A 14,548-nucleotide genomic window follows, 5' to 3' on the forward strand; every position below is an offset into this window, starting at 1 on the left:
GCGCAGGCCCGCGAGGGCCAGAGCTGTGCCACCAGGCACAGCAAAAAGGAGGCGAAGCCCCTGGAAGTCACAACAGGCCATGTTCGGCAAAGGACGTAGAACTGCTGCCGCCGACGATGACGTGATCGAGCACGCGCACATCGACCAGCGCCAGCGCATCCTTGAGCCGCTGAGTCAGCGCCTTGTCGGCACTGCTCGGCTCGGGATAGCCGCTCGGATGATTGTGCTAAACGATGACCGTCGCCGCGTTGTGCCGCAGCGCCTCCTTGACCACTTCGCGCGGATACACCGATGCGCCGTCGATGGTGCCGTGGAACATCTCGGCGTAGTCGATCAGGCAATGCCGCGTATCGAGGAACAGCACCGCGAACACTTCGTGCTCGTAGCCGGCCAGTTTGGCGCGCAGGTATTCCTTGACCACCGCCGGTGAGGTGAAGGGCGCACCGCGCTGCATCTTATGCTCGATGGCCTGGCGCGCAGCCTCCAGAATCTGGTCGGCCGTCGCCGGCAGGTAGTGACCTTGGGAGTCGCGCACCATCAGCGCGGCATCGAACGAGGAAAAGGACAGTTGCGACATGATCGTGCTCCGGTTGCTCGGGCGGAATTGCCCGGAACCGTGTCCAGCACGGCGCAGCGCAAGCAGTCAGGGGTCGCAGACGGCCGCCAGGACGCAAGCGCGCATGGCGAGCGCCGCCCTTGACGGCGAGAACGCCGTGATACGGTGAAGGAACAGCAAGACCGCCCACACCCACCCATTGCACACACTCGGTTTTGGGACAAGCGGAGCGCGCAGGCCCACAAGGGCCGGAGGCGTCAGGGATCAAAGCCGAATGCTCCCGATTAGGCACGAAGCGCGGGGCGCAGCCCGCGAGCCCTACGGCGGCACGCCGGAACGCAAATACTGCCGGCGCATTGAGCCTATCGCATCGAGCCCGGCCTCACCAAGGCATGAATGATGGGGTCAGCGCTGAACTCACACAGACGAGAATCGTCGTGAACGAAAACCGCATCGAACACAGAAAACGCTCCCATCTCACCCAGCAATGGCATCAAATAGGCCGCTGCCTTGGTGTAGTCCACGGCTGGCAATGGCCAGTTGTCGTAAACGATCAGCCAGTTGAGCGAGTATCGAACGAAGCCGTCAGCCGTTGCCTTTGGAATTTTTTCTCGGACGTAGTGGGCCATTGCAGAAGCCCATTCGCGCTCTGGAGAGTCCCCCTCCCAGCCGCACCCAGGCGCATCGGCCATGATTTCGCTTCGGAGTTGCACTGCCGTCTTGGGCGGCTCTCCAGGCATGACATGCGGTGTGAAATAAACATCTGGCCCCAAGCCTTCCCTTTCACGCAAACAATCGGCGTGAGCTACGTTCTCCGGCACCGCTTCCGTATGCTCAATGCCGACGTTGCCACCGGGCATGTCCAGCACGAAGTCCGGCCTATCGGTATGGGTCAATGTCAGCGGAAAAGAAAGCCGATTGATCGGCAGCGTCGCCAGCAGATGCGCGATGCAATAGCGCTCTGCATGATGATTCCTGCGACCCTCTGAGCGAGGAGGGACGGCAATATCCAGTTCGGCAAGCTGGGCCTTCAATTCAATCGGGGTATTCGACTGCAAGATGATTTTTGGCATCGCGTGGCTACGCCTCTGCGGCGGACGTTTCATGATCGCGGCGTAAATCGGACACCACTGCGATCAGCCGGTTGATCGGCTCGGCCAATCGCTTGGGCAGCACACGGTGTTGGGTATGGATACCCTGCTCGGCAATCCAGCGATGGGCGATCCAGACATCCTCCTCTGGATCGTTGTTGTTCACGCCGTTGCAATACTTGTAGCCGACAAGTGCATCGGCATGAGAAAGCAGTAGCCGTGCCATCGTCATATGAAAACGATGGGCCTGAAGATCTGCAGTGTTTCGAGGGCGAGGAAGAGTCAAACGCAGGCACCGCTGGCTATTGAAGTCCTTCCAATCAGGCCCGGCGACTTCCCCTGCGCGCTCCAGCATCTTGCGTGATTGTTCACTTTTTCCGTTGACCAACGCGACCGCAACAGTTCCCTTCGGGTATTCCAGCCTTTCCGCCAACAAGTTCATCCAGTGCGCCAGCTTTTGCAAGGTTGCATCATCTGCGAACACCAGGAACTGGTGACGCTGCTCGTCATCGAGGAATGCTGGCAACTGGGCGTAGAGGGGGTACAGCAGGTCGTGGAGATAGATGTACGTTTGTCGGCGCCCTTGTTCGTGGCTGCGCGTGGTGGCGGTCAATGCCTGCTGCGCCCATTCCGACGTCAACTCGTCGATCGACATTTCCGTGATGTCGATGGAGATGAGCGGGAACCCCAGCGACTTGCCGATCAGTGCTTTGCGCCCATCGAAGGCATGTCCAAGTTCGATCTCCACGCCACCCAAAACCATCGGCTCCGCTTGAACGGGCGGCCCCAGCACCGCAACATCAAGCCGGAATCGACTGCCGAAGGGCGTATCCAACGGATGCTCGGTCGCCACACGATCAGCGCCGAGCAATAGATTGCCTTCCAACGGGTAGTCCGACGCATCCACATCCTTGAACCACCACGGCATGGCAAGCCGGGCATCCAGGCGCCGAGCAAGCTCTGCCGCGATCAACTCTTTTGCGCGCAGATGCTCTTGGCTTTCCTGTACGGCCCGTTGCCGGATGGCTTCTTCGTCATCAAAGTGTGTCTTGAGGTCGTAGGTGCGCTCGACGGGCAACTGCCGGAAATGGGAACGCCGGCGCAGCTTTCCATCTTCAAATGTAGGGCTGACCCACGTCACCATTTGCCGCAAAGCATCGGGAGACACCAACGGCCATAACTTGCGCGCATGTTCCCGGCTGCGAACATCGCGCGCCACAATCCGGGTCTGAAACAGGCCCTTGCGGGAGAAAACGACTACGGCTTCATCCATGCGTGGCAATCACCAGTGCGAGGCATCAGATGATGGCCTGCAAGCCCTTGTCGGCGATGATGTTCAGCAGTTTGAGCGCCGGCCCGGCCGGGTGGGTATCGCCTTGCTCCCACTTGCGCACCGTCGATGCGGTGGTGTGCAAGTGCAGCGCGAACACCGGCTGGCTGAACTTCAGTTCTTCGCGCAGATGCTTGATGTCGGCAGCGCTGAACTCCCGCACCGGCGGTGGGCAGATGGCATCGAACTCGCGCATCGTGACCTTGCCGATTGCGCCAGCATCGTGCAGCGCGGCCAAGTCACCGCGCAGGGATTCAATGAGCTTGCTCGTCACAACACACCTCCAGTAGAACGCCGGACTTCAGCGCCTTCGCCAAGTTCTCTGCCGACAGTTCTAAAAACACTTTGCCTGCGAACTGCAACGCCTTCTTTTCGTCCTGCGTGATGTTCGCCTTGTCGCTCTTGGGGAACCCATGCAGAAACACATAGCGATCGCCGATCCGCGCCGACAGCAGCGTCCGGTAGCCGCCGCTTTTGCCGCCTCCAGGGCGCGCGACCCGCTTCTTGTAGAGAAAGCCGCCCAGGTCAGCATCCACCAGACCGGCCTCCATCTCTTGAACTGCTTTGCACAACGCGGCATCAGGCAACTTCTCGCCAGCCTGCCACCGTGCAAAGTCCTTGCGTTTGAAGACGGTCATAGCTGGCACTCCCGAGAACTATACCCGAAACGGGCATAGTTTGCCAGTTCAGCGATCCGCCCACCCCACGCAGGGGAAGATTCGCCAGACAGTGTCTGGGAAATTGACTTGGCGACCGTTGTAGGAAGCGAGCAGGTGTTCATGCCACGGCCTCCTGGGGCTGGCGTTGCCGCCCGCCCGTGATGGCCTGGCGGCGGCTGGCCACCAGCTCGGCCGCATCGCGCACGGGCTTGTCCTCGGTATGGACGTAGTGCATGAACTGCGCGACGGTCTTGTGCTGGGTCAGCTCCATGCCGACCTTGATGGGCACACCCGAATTGGCAATGTCCGTCGCCGAGCGGTGGCGGATGCCATGCGTTCCGACGTGCGGGACGCCGGCGGCCTTGAGCACCCGGCACCAGCCGCCATAGTGTTCGCCGAAGGTCAGGTGCCGGGTCGGGTCGTTGGGCGACGGCAGGACGTAGGGGCAGCCCTCCCGGCGAGGCACCGTCGAAAGCAGCCGATAGGCTTCCGCGCTCATAGGCTTAGACATGCCGCCGGTCTTGCTGTCAGGCCACATCACCCGCCGGTTTGCGAGGTCGATCCAGTCCCATTCGAGCGTGCAGATTTCGGAGCGGCGGCCTGCGAACTCGAATTGCAGGCGGATCGCCAGCGGAATGACGTAGTTCTCCAGCCCCTCTGCCTCCAGCTTCTCCAACTGGCGAAAGATCAGCACCATTTCATCGTCCACGATGAGGCGGGTCTGCTTGCCGGGCGGATACATCGGAACATGGCGGCACGGGTTGGTGCCGTCCGGGCGGAAGCCCCACACTTCGGCCAGGTTGAACATCTTGCGCAGGATGGCGAAGCCCTTGTTCGCCTCGGTGGGCTTGTAGGAGAGCTTTTCCATGTACCCGGCAATGTCGGGGCGCTTCACGTCAGCCACCTTCTTGCGGCCCAGCATCGGGACAATGCAGCGGTCGATGACCGCCTGATAGCCGCGCCAGGTGCTGGGCTTGTTGCGCTTCTTGGAGTAGTCCTCCATGAACTTCTTGCACAACTCGGCCATCGTGGGCGCCTTGCGCGCCTCGGCCTTGGCGCCGCCAGGATCGCCACCCCGGCGAACCTCGGCCAGCCAGTCCTGTGCCATGACGCGGGCCTGTTCGACAGTCAGCTCGCCGAACAGACCCAGGGCGGGCTTGCGGCGCTCGCCTGCGTTCGTGCGGTACTGGAGCATGAACACCCGACGGCCCGCCGGGGTGATCTTGCACAGGAAGCCAGGCACCACGGTATCCCGCAGTTCGATGGCTTGCGCCTGGGGTTGCGCCGTCTCGACGGCGGTCTTGGTGAGCTTGATCTTTGCCATGATGACTCCTCGGAATGACCCGAATTCCAGGAGCCAGATAGGAGCGGCGCGAGGGGAAGCCGGGTCAGGTTTCAGAAAGCACCGGCATATGATGGAAGCGCGTAAGTTATTGATAAACCTACTGTATCGGGCTACAGCGCAGTCCAGCGAAATGTCGGGCTGGAGTCATCGTGAAACAAAAAAGCCCGCTCGCTGCGGGCTCTTGGCGCATGGCGTGGGTCGGCGGTGCCAGACCCCAGCCAGTGGTCAGCTCAACGGAAGCGCGACTGCGGCACCGTGTGCAGGTCGCCATCCAGCGAACCCACATAGCTTGCCAGCGCCTTCAGTTCGGCGTTGGTGAACTGCTTGGCAATGCCGCCCATGATGGCGTTGCCGCGGCCCACGTTGGCGTTCTTTTCCACCTTGTACGACTTGAGCGCCACAAACAGGTAGTCGGCGTGCTGGCCTGCAATCTTGGGGTAGGACGGGTCGATGGGCTTGGCGAAGTTGTCACCGTGGCAGGACACGCAGGCGCCCTTTTTCAACAACTCGGCCACTTGCACGCTGGGTTCGCGGCCTGGCTTGGCGGCCACTTCGGCGCCGGTCTTGCCATGCTGCTCATAGTAGGCCGAGACATCGGCAATGTCCTGCTCGGTCAGCGAATCGGCAATGCCGCGCATGGTGGGGTGCTTGCGCTCGCCCTTCTTGTAGGCGGTGAGCGCGGCAGCGATGTACTTGCCGCTCTGGCCCGAGATCATGGGCACCTTGTGCACTTCGGGAAAGCTGGACTGGTAACCCGGAATGCCGTGGCACCCGATGCACATCGCAACTTTCTGCTTGCCGGCTTCGACATCGCCTTTGGTTTCCTGGGCTTGGGCAATCGCCGTCACGGAAGCGACAGCCAGGGCGAATATCGTGGTCAACGTCTTGTTCATTTTGCGCGCACAATCGTGTGAAGGTTCAGCTCGGGGCTCTGATCAGTCGGCGATTATAGCCAGCGCTTGTCAAGCCCATCCATCAACATTCCGGTGTTTCATTCATGAAATTTCAAGGCTCCCAGAATTACGTCGCCACCCAGGACCTGATGCTCGCGGTGAACGCCGCTATCACGCTGCAACGCCCCCTGCTCATCAAGGGCGAGCCCGGCACCGGCAAGACCATGCTGGCCGAGGAGGTGGCGCAAGCGCTCGACATGCCGCTGCTGCAGTGGCACATCAAATCCACTACCAAGGCGCAGCAGGGCCTGTATGAGTACGACGCCGTGAGCCGCCTGCGCGACAGCCAGCTCAATGATGGCGATAGCGCCGAGCGCGTGAAGAACATCCGCAACTACATCGTGCAGGGCGTGCTGTGGCAGGCCTTCACGGCCGACCGCCCCGTGGCGCTGCTGATCGACGAGATCGACAAGGCCGACATCGAGTTTCCGAACGACCTGCTGCGCGAAATCGACCGCATGGAGTTCTACTGCTACGAAACGCGCGAGCTCATCAAGGCCAAGCACCGCCCGCTGGTGTTCATCACCTCCAACAACGAAAAGGAGCTGCCCGACGCCTTTTTGCGCCGCTGCTTCTTCCACTTCATCAAGTTCCCTGAAGCCGACACGATGCGCCAGATCGTCAACGTGCACTTCCCCACGCTCAAGAGCGAATTGCTCGGCGTGGCCATGAAAACGTTCTACGACGTGCGCAATCTGCCCGGCCTGAAGAAGAAGCCCTCGACCAGCGAACTGCTCGACTGGCTCAAGCTGCTGGTGGCCGAAGACATTCCGCTGTCGGCCCTGCAAAGCGCCGACAACAAGGTGGCTGTGCCCCCGCTGGTGGGCGCGCTGCTCAAGAACGAGCAGGACGTGAGCCTGTTCGAGAAGCTGGTGTTCATGAACCAGAGGAACCGATGAACCCCGCGCAGTGCCGCCACCTTGCCTGCCACGCCCCAGTGGGCGCTGCACCGCGCTGGATGGGCCGATTGGCAGCGCAGGCTTCCCCCACTCCATATTTCGCATGACCGATACCAAACGACTCCTGATGGAAGGCACGTCCGACGCCGTGGGCTTTGTCGGCGGCGCGCTGGCAGGCTTCTGGCTGGGCCAGTGGCTGGGTTTCGACATCTTTGCCGCAGGCTACGGCACCGCCAGCCTGGTGGGCATCGTGCTGGTGGGCCTGGGCGGAGGCCTGGGCCTGCATGCAGCGCGGCGCTGGCGCGCCAGCCGCCACGCGAAAACGGAACAGTGACCATGGCGCTGGTGGAACCCGTCATCCTGCGCAACCGTGGCGTGCGCCTGGAGCCGCTGGCGCTCGCCCACGAAGCAGGCCTGGCCGCCGCGGCGGCCGATGGCGAGCTGTGGAAGCTGCGCATCACCTCGGTGCCCGAGCCCCAGGACACCCGCGCCTACATCGAGGCAGCACTGAAGATGCGCGAAGACGGTCACCGTTTTGCCTTTGCCGTGGTGGAAGATGCCACAGGCAAGGTGCTGGGCTCCACCAGCTACCACGACATCGTGCCCGCCGTGCAACGCATGGAGATCGGCTGGACCTGGTACTGCCAGAGCGTGCAGCGCACCCACGTCAACACCACCTGCAAGCTTCTCATGATGGGCCACGCCTTCGACACGCTGGGCTGCCATGTGGTGGGCTGGCGCACCGACAACTACAACTTTGCCTCGCAGCGGGCCATCGAGCGCCTGGGCGCCAAAAAAGACGGCGTGCTGCGCGGCCACGCGCTGCGCCGCGACGGCACCATCCGCGATACGGTGATGTACAGCATGCGCGCCGGCGAGTGGCCGGAAGCCAAGGCGCAGTTGCGATACCTGCTGGAGCGCTAAACAGCAGTCTGACGACCCGCCGGTGAACCTGAACACGGCCGTTGAATTCCTCTGCGCTGTCGCTCTCGACATGCCAGACAAGCTGCGCCAGCGCTTCGCAACGAGCAACGCTGACGATAGCGCGCCAAGCTTGGAGCCTGCAGAGGTTGGCGCTGCGCACCTCACTGGCGAACGTCGTGGAAGCGGATTTTGAGATCTTTGAATGCGATCAACCGCTCCCAGGATATGTCAGTCCACCACCAGATTCAATTCGCGCGTCAGACGCCGATAGCTGGGCCAAGTGCGCTCGATGAACTTTTTCAGCTCTTCACCTGTCAGCACAGGGCCTTCCTCGTGCAGCGTTTCACGCACCGCCTTGATGCGTGGCGAATCATTCGCCGACAAGGCGGCCAGGTCCGCCAGGCGCCGCACCACATCGGGCGAGGTTCCAGCAGGCGCAAACAGCATGTTGCATTCAGCCAGATCCTCGTAGGCCGGCCCCTTGAATCCGGCATCGACCCAGCGCGGAATACCCGGCAACCGGCGCGATTTCTCTCCCACAGTGATCACCACCGGCTTTGTGGCTCCCTTGTCAAGTCCTGCGCCCATGCCCGCCAGCGATCCCGCCCCCATGTCGATGGTACCGGCATAGAGATCCATCAGCATGGCGCCTGTACCCTTGTAGTTGACCACGTTGAACTGGCCGCCGGTGTCCTTGGCCAACTGCGCCAACATCAACTGCCAACCCGAGCCGACGGAGTAGTTACCGACGTTGACCGGCTTCTTCTTGGAATAAGCGATGACCTGCTCCAGCGTTTGCGCAGGAAAGTCCTTATTGACCACACCAATCACCGGACCGACGCCCATGGCCGCGATGGGTACCAGATCCTTGTCGGTGTTGACCGGTGGTTTCTTCAAAAGTACGGGGGCCTGCGCCAGCTGACTGTGCAGCGACAACAGCAATGTATAGCCGTCAGGTGACGAGCGCGCCACCGCATCTGCAGCGATCATGCCCGAGCCCCCGGGCTTGTTTTCCACCACCACCGGCACGCCCAGTTTCTGCGCAAGGTAGTCAGCCAGCGCCCGCGCCGTGGAATCGTTAGAAGAGCCAGGCGCCTGCCCGGCAATGATGCGAATCGGTTTGGCAGGCCATGCGTCACTGGCACGCACAGGCAAAGCGCAGGCTGCCAACGATGCCCCGCCAAGAGCCAGCAAATGGCGGCGCCCCAGGTTCAGGTGGTTTTTTTCGAGATCAAGGGACATGGAAAGCTCCTGAAAAGACGGGATGGGCCGAACAATCGCCGTTGCCCTTGTGATGTGTGGCAAACGCGCCCAGGCTGAAATTGGGACCAATCAAGGCCTGAGGCAGTATAGAAATCAGCCTCCCACATACCGTGCGGGACAACCCCGATTTGTACGCCATCCACCAGACAAGATCGGGTTATCCCGAGCGTCAGAAACCGATCGAATCGCGAAACTTGTCCGTACAAGTGCTCCATATGCCTCCCTCGACTCCACCCTCCCCCACAAGCAAACGCAGCCTCGCCTACGCGCACCTCATGCGCGGCCTCGAAGTCGGCCGTTGGCCGGTAGGTACGCTGCTACCGACAGAGGCAGCCCTGTGCGCCGAATTGGGCGTGAGCCGCCACACGGTGCGCGCAGCACTGGCAGAGATGCAGGTTATGGGTCTGGTGGTCGGACACCAAGGCGTGGGCACCCGCGTGATGCGACGCAAGCCTGAGCTGGCGCCCTCGCACTCGCTGCACAACATTTCGGATCTGGCCTTGTACGCGCGCAACACCACGGTGCGCATCCTGGACGTTAAGGAGGTCATGCTCGACGAGCCAACGACCGAGTGGATCGGCACCGCCGCCGGCGAAACCTGGTGCCTTGCCCGCACGCTGCGCACGGCCGTCGATCAGGAAGCCCCCATCGTACTGTCCTCGGTATGGGTCCCGCTGGCAAGCAAAAGCGCGATCGAAGCGTCGGGCCAATCCGGTTTGCCGGTGTTCATCGAGGTGCAGCGACTGCACGGCCACATGGTCAGCGAGGTGCGCCAGGTCATTGGCATCGGCATCGCCACGCGCGAGCAGGCCGCGCGGCTGCGCTGCAAGACACGCGAGCCGCTGCTGCGCATCCAGCGCTGGTATTACGACAGCCAGCGCACCCTGCTGGAGGTGACCGATTCCCTGCATCCGCAGGACCGCTTCCAGTACTCCGTCACGCTGCGCCATGTGTCTGGCAGCGGCATCACGCAATCCCCACCACACCCGGAATGAAAGCCCCATGAAACCCTTGGCAGGACAACGCGTCATCGACCTCACGCAGAACGTCGCCGGCCCTTACTGCACCCAGGTGCTGGCCGACCTTGGCGCCGAGGTGATCAAGATCGAACGCCCCGGCAGCGGCGACGACACACGCCACTGGGCGCCCAACATTGGTACGGCCATGTCGCCCACCTACGCCACCTTCAACCGCGGCAAGCAGAGCCTGGCGATCGACCTGGACCGCCCGGACGGTCAGGCCCTGTTGGCCAGCCTGCTGCGGCCCGAGGACATCTTCGTGCATTCGCTCAAACCCGGCAGCGCCGAGCAGCGCGGGCTGGGCTACGAAGCCTTGGCCGACGGTCGCACCGGGCTGATCTACTGCGCCATCAGCGCCTATGGAACGAGCGGCCCGCGTGCCGCCTTCCCCGGCTACGACCCGCTGATCCAGGCCTACGCGGGCATCATGTCCGTCAACGGCCACGAGGGGCTGCCGCCGGCGCGTGTAGGCGTGTCCATGGTCGACATCGGCACCGGCCTGTGGTCGGCGCTCGGCATCGTCGCGGCCGTGGCGCAGCGCAAGGACAGCGGCCGCGGCTGCCGCATCGACACCTCGCTGCTGGAGACCGGCGTGGCATGGATGACCAACCCTATCGCCAACTACAGCGCCAGCGGCAGGCTGCCGGGCCGCATGGGTTCGGCCACCGCCATGCTCATGCCCTACGAAGTGTTCCAGTGCGCCGACGGCCAGGTGTTCATCGGCTGCGGCAACGACCGCCTGTTTCGCAAGCTGCTGCAGGGGCTGGAGCGCATCGACCTGGCCGAGGACACGCGCTTTGCCACCAACGCCGAGCGCGTGCAGCACCGCGAGCTGGTGCATGACACGCTCGAATCCATCACGGGCCGGTTGAACGTCGCCCAGGTCACAGCACAGCTGGAGGCGCAGGGCGTGCCGGTCAGCCCGGTGAACGACTTGTCTCAGGTGATGCAGGACGCGCAGGTCCAGGCCGTGGACATGGCGCGCCCGCTGGCCTGGGAGGGCGGCCCGGACCAACCGCTCAGCGCCATAGTCACGCCGATCAAATTCGACGGAACGCGCGAGTTCGCAGAACACCTGAGCGCCCGCGTGGGCGCCGATACCCAGGCCCTGCTGCGTGCCGCCGGCATGAGCGAGCAACGCATCGCACAGCTGGTCAGCAGCGGCGCCGTACAGATCTGAAGAAGGAGCAACGATGGATTTCGCCTATTCGAACACCCAGCAGGAGATCCGCGCCGCCGTGGCTGAACTGGCCCGCCGCTTCGGCGACGCCTACTGGCGCGACTGCGATGCGCGCGAGGCCTACCCCGATGCGTTCGTGGCCGCCATGACCGAGGCCGGCTGGCTCGCGGCCCTGATCCCGGAGCAGTACGGCGGCTCGGGCCTGGGCCTGCTCGATGCCTGTGTGATCCTGGAAGAGATCAACCGCCAGGGCGGCAATGCAGCCACCTGCCATGCCCAGATGTACACCATGGCCAGCGTGTTGCAGCACGGCAGCGACGCACAAAAGCAGGCGATATTGCCGCGCATCGCCACGGGCGATCTGCGCCTGCAGGCCTTCGGCGTGACCGAGCCGGACGCGGGCTCCAACACCCTGCGCATCAAGACCTTCGCCAAGAAGGTAGCGGGCGGCTACGTCATCAACGGCCAGAAGATCTGGACCTCACGCTTCCGGCAGTCCGACATGTACCTGCTGCTGGCCCGCACCACGCCCTATGAGGAAGTGGCGCGCAAGACCGACGGCCTGAGCCTGTTCCTGGTGGACATCGCCAAGGCGGGCAAGGCGCTGCAGCCGCGCACCATAGCCACCATGCTCAACCACCACACCAACGAGGTGTTCATCGACAACCTGGAGGTGGCCGATGAATGGCGCGTGGGCGAGGAAGGCCAGGGCTTTCGCTACCTGCTGTCCTCGCTGAACGCGGAGCGCCTGCTGGTGTCGAGCGAATGCATAGGCGACGGCAAGTGGTTCGTCGAGCGCGCGCGCAACTATGCCACCAGCCGCGTGGTGTTCGACAAACCCATCGGCGCCAACCAGGGCGTGGCCTTCCCCATCGCGCGGGCGCACATGAACCTGAGCGCCGCCGAGCTCATGCGCAACCAGGCCGCCGCGCTGTTCGACCAGGGCCAGCCCTGCGGCGGCGAGGCCAACATGGCCAAGTACCTGTGCTCGGAGGCCTCGTGGGAGGCCGCCGAGGCGGCCATGACCACCTATGGCGGCTACGGCGTGGCCACCGAATACGACATCGAGCGCAAGTGGAAGGAAACGCGATTGTTCCGCACCGCACCGATCTCCAACAACCTGGTGCTGGCCTACGTCGCCCAGCATCTGCTGGACATGCCCCGTTCTTACTGACCTGGAGACACCCAACATGGAAACCCTGCTGTTCGAGAAGGACGCCAGCCCCGGCGTCTCGGTGCTGACCCTGAACCGGCCCGAGGTGCTCAATGCCTTCAACACCGCCATGTGGCGCGAGCTGTGGACGCTGCTGCGCGAGCTGGCTTACGACCGGGCGCTGTCCTGCCTGGTCATCCAGGGCGCCGGCCCGCGCGCATTCTCCGCCGGCGGCGATCTGAAAGAGCGCAACGGCATGAGCGACGCGGACTGGGCCGCGCAGCACCAGCTCATCGAAGATGTGCTGCTGCAGATCCGCGACTTTCCGCGCCCGGTGATCGCCGCCATGCACGGCATCGCGCACGGCGGCGGGATCGAGCTGGCCTTGATGTGCGACTTCATCATCGGCGACGATACCTGCGACATCGCCCTGCCGGAGGTCAAGCGCGGCTTCCTGCCCGGCGGCGGCGGCCTGCAGAACCTGACGCGCGCCATCGGCGTGCGCAAGACCAAGCAGATGCTTTTTTCCGGCGCCCGCATCAACGCACGGCAGGCGCACGAATGGGGCATCCTGAACGAGTGCGTCGCCACCGGCGGGCACCTGGCACGTGCGCTGGAGCTGGCGCGCGAGATCGCACGCGCCGCGCCCATGGCCATCCGCACGGCCAAGGTCGCGCTGCAGCAGGGCGCGGACTGCGACTTCCGCAGCGGCTACGCGCTGGACCTGGCCTTCCACAATATGCTGGTGCGCTCGCCGGACCGGCTCGAAGGCATCAGCGCCTTCAACGAAAAGAGGGAGCCGCAATGGACGCAAAGGTGAGCCCCGACTTCTGGGGCCTGGCGGAGTCGATCTACGCGCGCCGCGCACCGGCCATCGAACCAGCCGCGCTGGAGCACGCGCGCCGCGCCTGGCTCGACACCCTGGCCTGCATGGTGGGCGGCGCAGGCGAACCCGCCACCCGCGCCGCCGCGCGCGCCGCCGACACGGCGGGCGCTGAACACCGGGCGCTGGTGCTGGGCACCGCATCGCATGCGCTGGACTACGACGACGTCTGCATGCTGGCCACCTGCCACCCCAGCGCGCCGGTAGTGTCGGCGCTGCTTGCCGGGCTCGATGAGCAGCCCGGCGATGTGCCGCTGGCCGATCTGCTGGCTGCCCATCTGGTGGGCACGGAGGTCATGCTGCGCCTGGGCGCATGGCTGGGCTTCGGCCATTACGCGCTGGGCTTTCACGCCACAAGTACGCTGGGCGCCGTAGGCGCGACGGTCGCCCAGGCTCACCTGCTGCGGCTGCCGGTGGCACAGATGCGCACGGCGCTGTCCATCGCCGCCAGTTCGGCCGGCGGCCTGCGCGCCAACTTCGGCACCGACACCAAGCCGCTGCACGTGGGCTTCGCGGCCAGCGCCGCCCTGCGCGCGGTGGCGCTGGCCCGGGCGGGCGCCACGGCCAGCGACGACGCCCTGGCCGGCTTCGCGCACGCTTTCTCCGGCGGGGCGCGGCTCGATCCGCCGCGCTGGGATGCACAGACACCCTGGGCCGTGCTGGCACCCGGGTTCGAGATCAAGCGCTACCCCAGCTGCTACCTGACGCACCGCATGATCGCGGGCATACAGCGCCTGCGCGAACGCCGCCCGCCGCGGGCGGGCGACGCGCCCGTGGCCATCGACGTGTTGTTTCCTCATGGCGGCACGGCGCCGCTCAAGCATCCGCAACCGCGCACCGGCCTGCAGGCCAAATTCAGCGCCCCCTACTGCGCCGCTGCGGCATGGGTGGACGGCCCCGTCGGCCTGGTCAGCTTCAGCGATGCCGCCGCAAACCGCGCCGCACTGCGGCCACAAATGGAACGGGTGGGCGTCACCGAGCGGCCCGGCCCGCACGCACCACTGGAAACGGCGCCAGTACAGGTGACGATCAGCGGTCCCGGCTGGAGCGATTTCATCCTTGTGGACTGGGCGCCTGGCTCTCTTCAGGATCCGGTCTCCGATGCCGACCTGCTGGCCAAATGGATCGACTGCGAGGCCCATGGCGAGCTCACCGCTCCCATAGCCGCAGCCTGGCTTGCTGCGAGTCTCGAACAGCCAGCGGACGCCCTGCTGCATTCCTTGCGCACCACGGTCTTGGCGCGCAGCGGCTGGACCAACGGATGAGCACCTGAGGGGGAGTCCTGTGCATGAC

Annotated in this window: 15 protein-coding genes and 1 pseudogene; 8 read left to right on the forward strand and 8 right to left on the reverse strand. The window is 64.1% G+C overall.

Annotated features, from left to right (window positions below):
- Window positions 1-67: 67 nt before the first annotated feature.
- The 7 genes and pseudogenes from radC to K225_RS0119355 all read right to left on the reverse strand — a co-directional run bounded on the left by radC (window position 68) and on the right by K225_RS0119355 (window position 5,874).
- Window positions 68-577 (reverse strand): annotated as a pseudogene (gene radC / locus K225_RS21375) (DNA repair protein RadC).
- Window positions 578-918: 341 nt separating this feature from the next.
- Entirely contained in the window at window positions 919-1,662 is a 744-nt protein-coding gene (locus K225_RS0119330; protein ID WP_026437847.1) for a hypothetical protein, read from the reverse strand.
- Window positions 1,637-2,920, reverse strand: a complete 1,284-nt coding sequence (locus K225_RS0119335; RefSeq protein WP_026437848.1) for a hypothetical protein — start codon at window positions 2,918-2,920, stop codon at window positions 1,637-1,639. The genes K225_RS0119330 and K225_RS0119335 overlap by 26 nt, the downstream gene beginning before the upstream one ends.
- A gap of 25 nt (window positions 2,921-2,945) precedes the next feature.
- Window positions 2,946-3,251: a DNA-binding transcriptional regulator gene (locus tag K225_RS0119340; RefSeq protein ID WP_012479502.1), complete on the reverse strand. Its 306-nt coding sequence runs from the start codon at window positions 3,249-3,251 to the stop codon at window positions 2,946-2,948.
- The gene (locus tag K225_RS0119345; RefSeq protein ID WP_026437849.1) at window positions 3,232-3,615 is read right to left on the reverse strand and encodes a type II toxin-antitoxin system RelE/ParE family toxin; all 384 of its coding nucleotides are present in this window, start codon (window positions 3,613-3,615) and stop codon (window positions 3,232-3,234) included. Before K225_RS0119345 ends, K225_RS0119340 begins: the two co-directional genes overlap by 20 nt.
- A 139-nt stretch (window positions 3,616-3,754) precedes the next feature.
- Window positions 3,755-4,960: a site-specific integrase gene (locus K225_RS0119350; RefSeq protein WP_026437850.1), complete on the reverse strand. Its 1,206-nt coding sequence runs from the start codon at window positions 4,958-4,960 to the stop codon at window positions 3,755-3,757.
- 251 nt (window positions 4,961-5,211) lie between these two features.
- Window positions 5,212-5,874 carry a cytochrome c gene (locus K225_RS0119355; protein ID WP_026437851.1) on the reverse strand — a complete coding sequence of 221 codons (663 nt, stop codon included), beginning with the start codon at window positions 5,872-5,874 and terminating at the stop codon, window positions 5,212-5,214.
- 104 nt (window positions 5,875-5,978) lie between these two features.
- Between K225_RS0119355 and K225_RS0119360 the strand changes: the two genes are divergently transcribed.
- The 3 genes from K225_RS0119360 (at window position 5,979) to K225_RS0119370 (ending at window position 7,757) form a co-directional block, all read left to right on the forward strand.
- Entirely contained in the window at window positions 5,979-6,833 is an 855-nt protein-coding gene (locus tag K225_RS0119360; RefSeq protein ID WP_026437852.1) for a MoxR family ATPase, read from the forward strand.
- Between the two features lie 103 nt (window positions 6,834-6,936).
- Complete coding sequence (locus tag K225_RS0119365; protein WP_026437853.1) at window positions 6,937-7,167, forward strand: hypothetical protein; 231 nt, start codon at window positions 6,937-6,939, stop codon at window positions 7,165-7,167.
- A 2-nt stretch (window positions 7,168-7,169) separates the two neighbouring features.
- On the forward strand, window positions 7,170-7,757 hold the full coding sequence (locus K225_RS0119370) for a GNAT family N-acetyltransferase (protein WP_026437854.1): 588 nt from the start codon (window positions 7,170-7,172) through the stop codon (window positions 7,755-7,757).
- 228 nt (window positions 7,758-7,985) lie between these two features.
- Here K225_RS0119370 and K225_RS0119375 read toward each other — a convergent pair whose 3' ends face one another.
- The gene (locus K225_RS0119375) at window positions 7,986-8,999 is read right to left on the reverse strand and encodes a tripartite tricarboxylate transporter substrate binding protein (protein WP_026437855.1); all 1,014 of its coding nucleotides are present in this window, start codon (window positions 8,997-8,999) and stop codon (window positions 7,986-7,988) included.
- 236 nt (window positions 9,000-9,235) lie between these two features.
- On the opposite strand from K225_RS0119375, the gene K225_RS0119380 reads away from it, so the two are divergent.
- The 5 genes from K225_RS0119380 to K225_RS0119400 are packed head-to-tail and all read left to right on the forward strand — an operon-like array spanning window position 9,236 to window position 14,520.
- Window positions 9,236-10,015, forward strand: coding sequence for a GntR family transcriptional regulator (locus K225_RS0119380; RefSeq protein ID WP_026437856.1), 780 nt, complete (start codon window positions 9,236-9,238; stop codon window positions 10,013-10,015).
- Window positions 10,016-10,022: 7 nt separating this feature from the next.
- On the forward strand, window positions 10,023-11,219 hold the full coding sequence (locus tag K225_RS0119385) for a CaiB/BaiF CoA-transferase family protein (RefSeq protein WP_026437857.1): 1,197 nt from the start codon (window positions 10,023-10,025) through the stop codon (window positions 11,217-11,219).
- Window positions 11,220-11,232: 13 nt separating this feature from the next.
- The gene (locus tag K225_RS0119390; protein ID WP_026437858.1) at window positions 11,233-12,393 is read left to right on the forward strand and encodes an acyl-CoA dehydrogenase family protein; all 1,161 of its coding nucleotides are present in this window, start codon (window positions 11,233-11,235) and stop codon (window positions 12,391-12,393) included.
- Between the two features lie 16 nt (window positions 12,394-12,409).
- A complete protein-coding gene (locus tag K225_RS0119395) occupies window positions 12,410-13,192 on the forward strand; it encodes an enoyl-CoA hydratase/isomerase family protein (RefSeq protein WP_026437859.1) in 783 nt (260 codons plus the stop codon).
- A complete protein-coding gene (locus tag K225_RS0119400) occupies window positions 13,177-14,520 on the forward strand; it encodes an MmgE/PrpD family protein (protein WP_026437860.1) in 1,344 nt (447 codons plus the stop codon). Before K225_RS0119395 ends, K225_RS0119400 begins: the two co-directional genes overlap by 16 nt.
- Window positions 14,521-14,548 lie beyond the last annotated feature (28 nt).

Origin of the sequence: Acidovorax sp. JHL-9 (assembly GCF_000426205.1) — a bacterium.
Lineage (GTDB): Bacteria > Pseudomonadota > Gammaproteobacteria > Burkholderiales > Burkholderiaceae_C > Acidovorax > Acidovorax soli.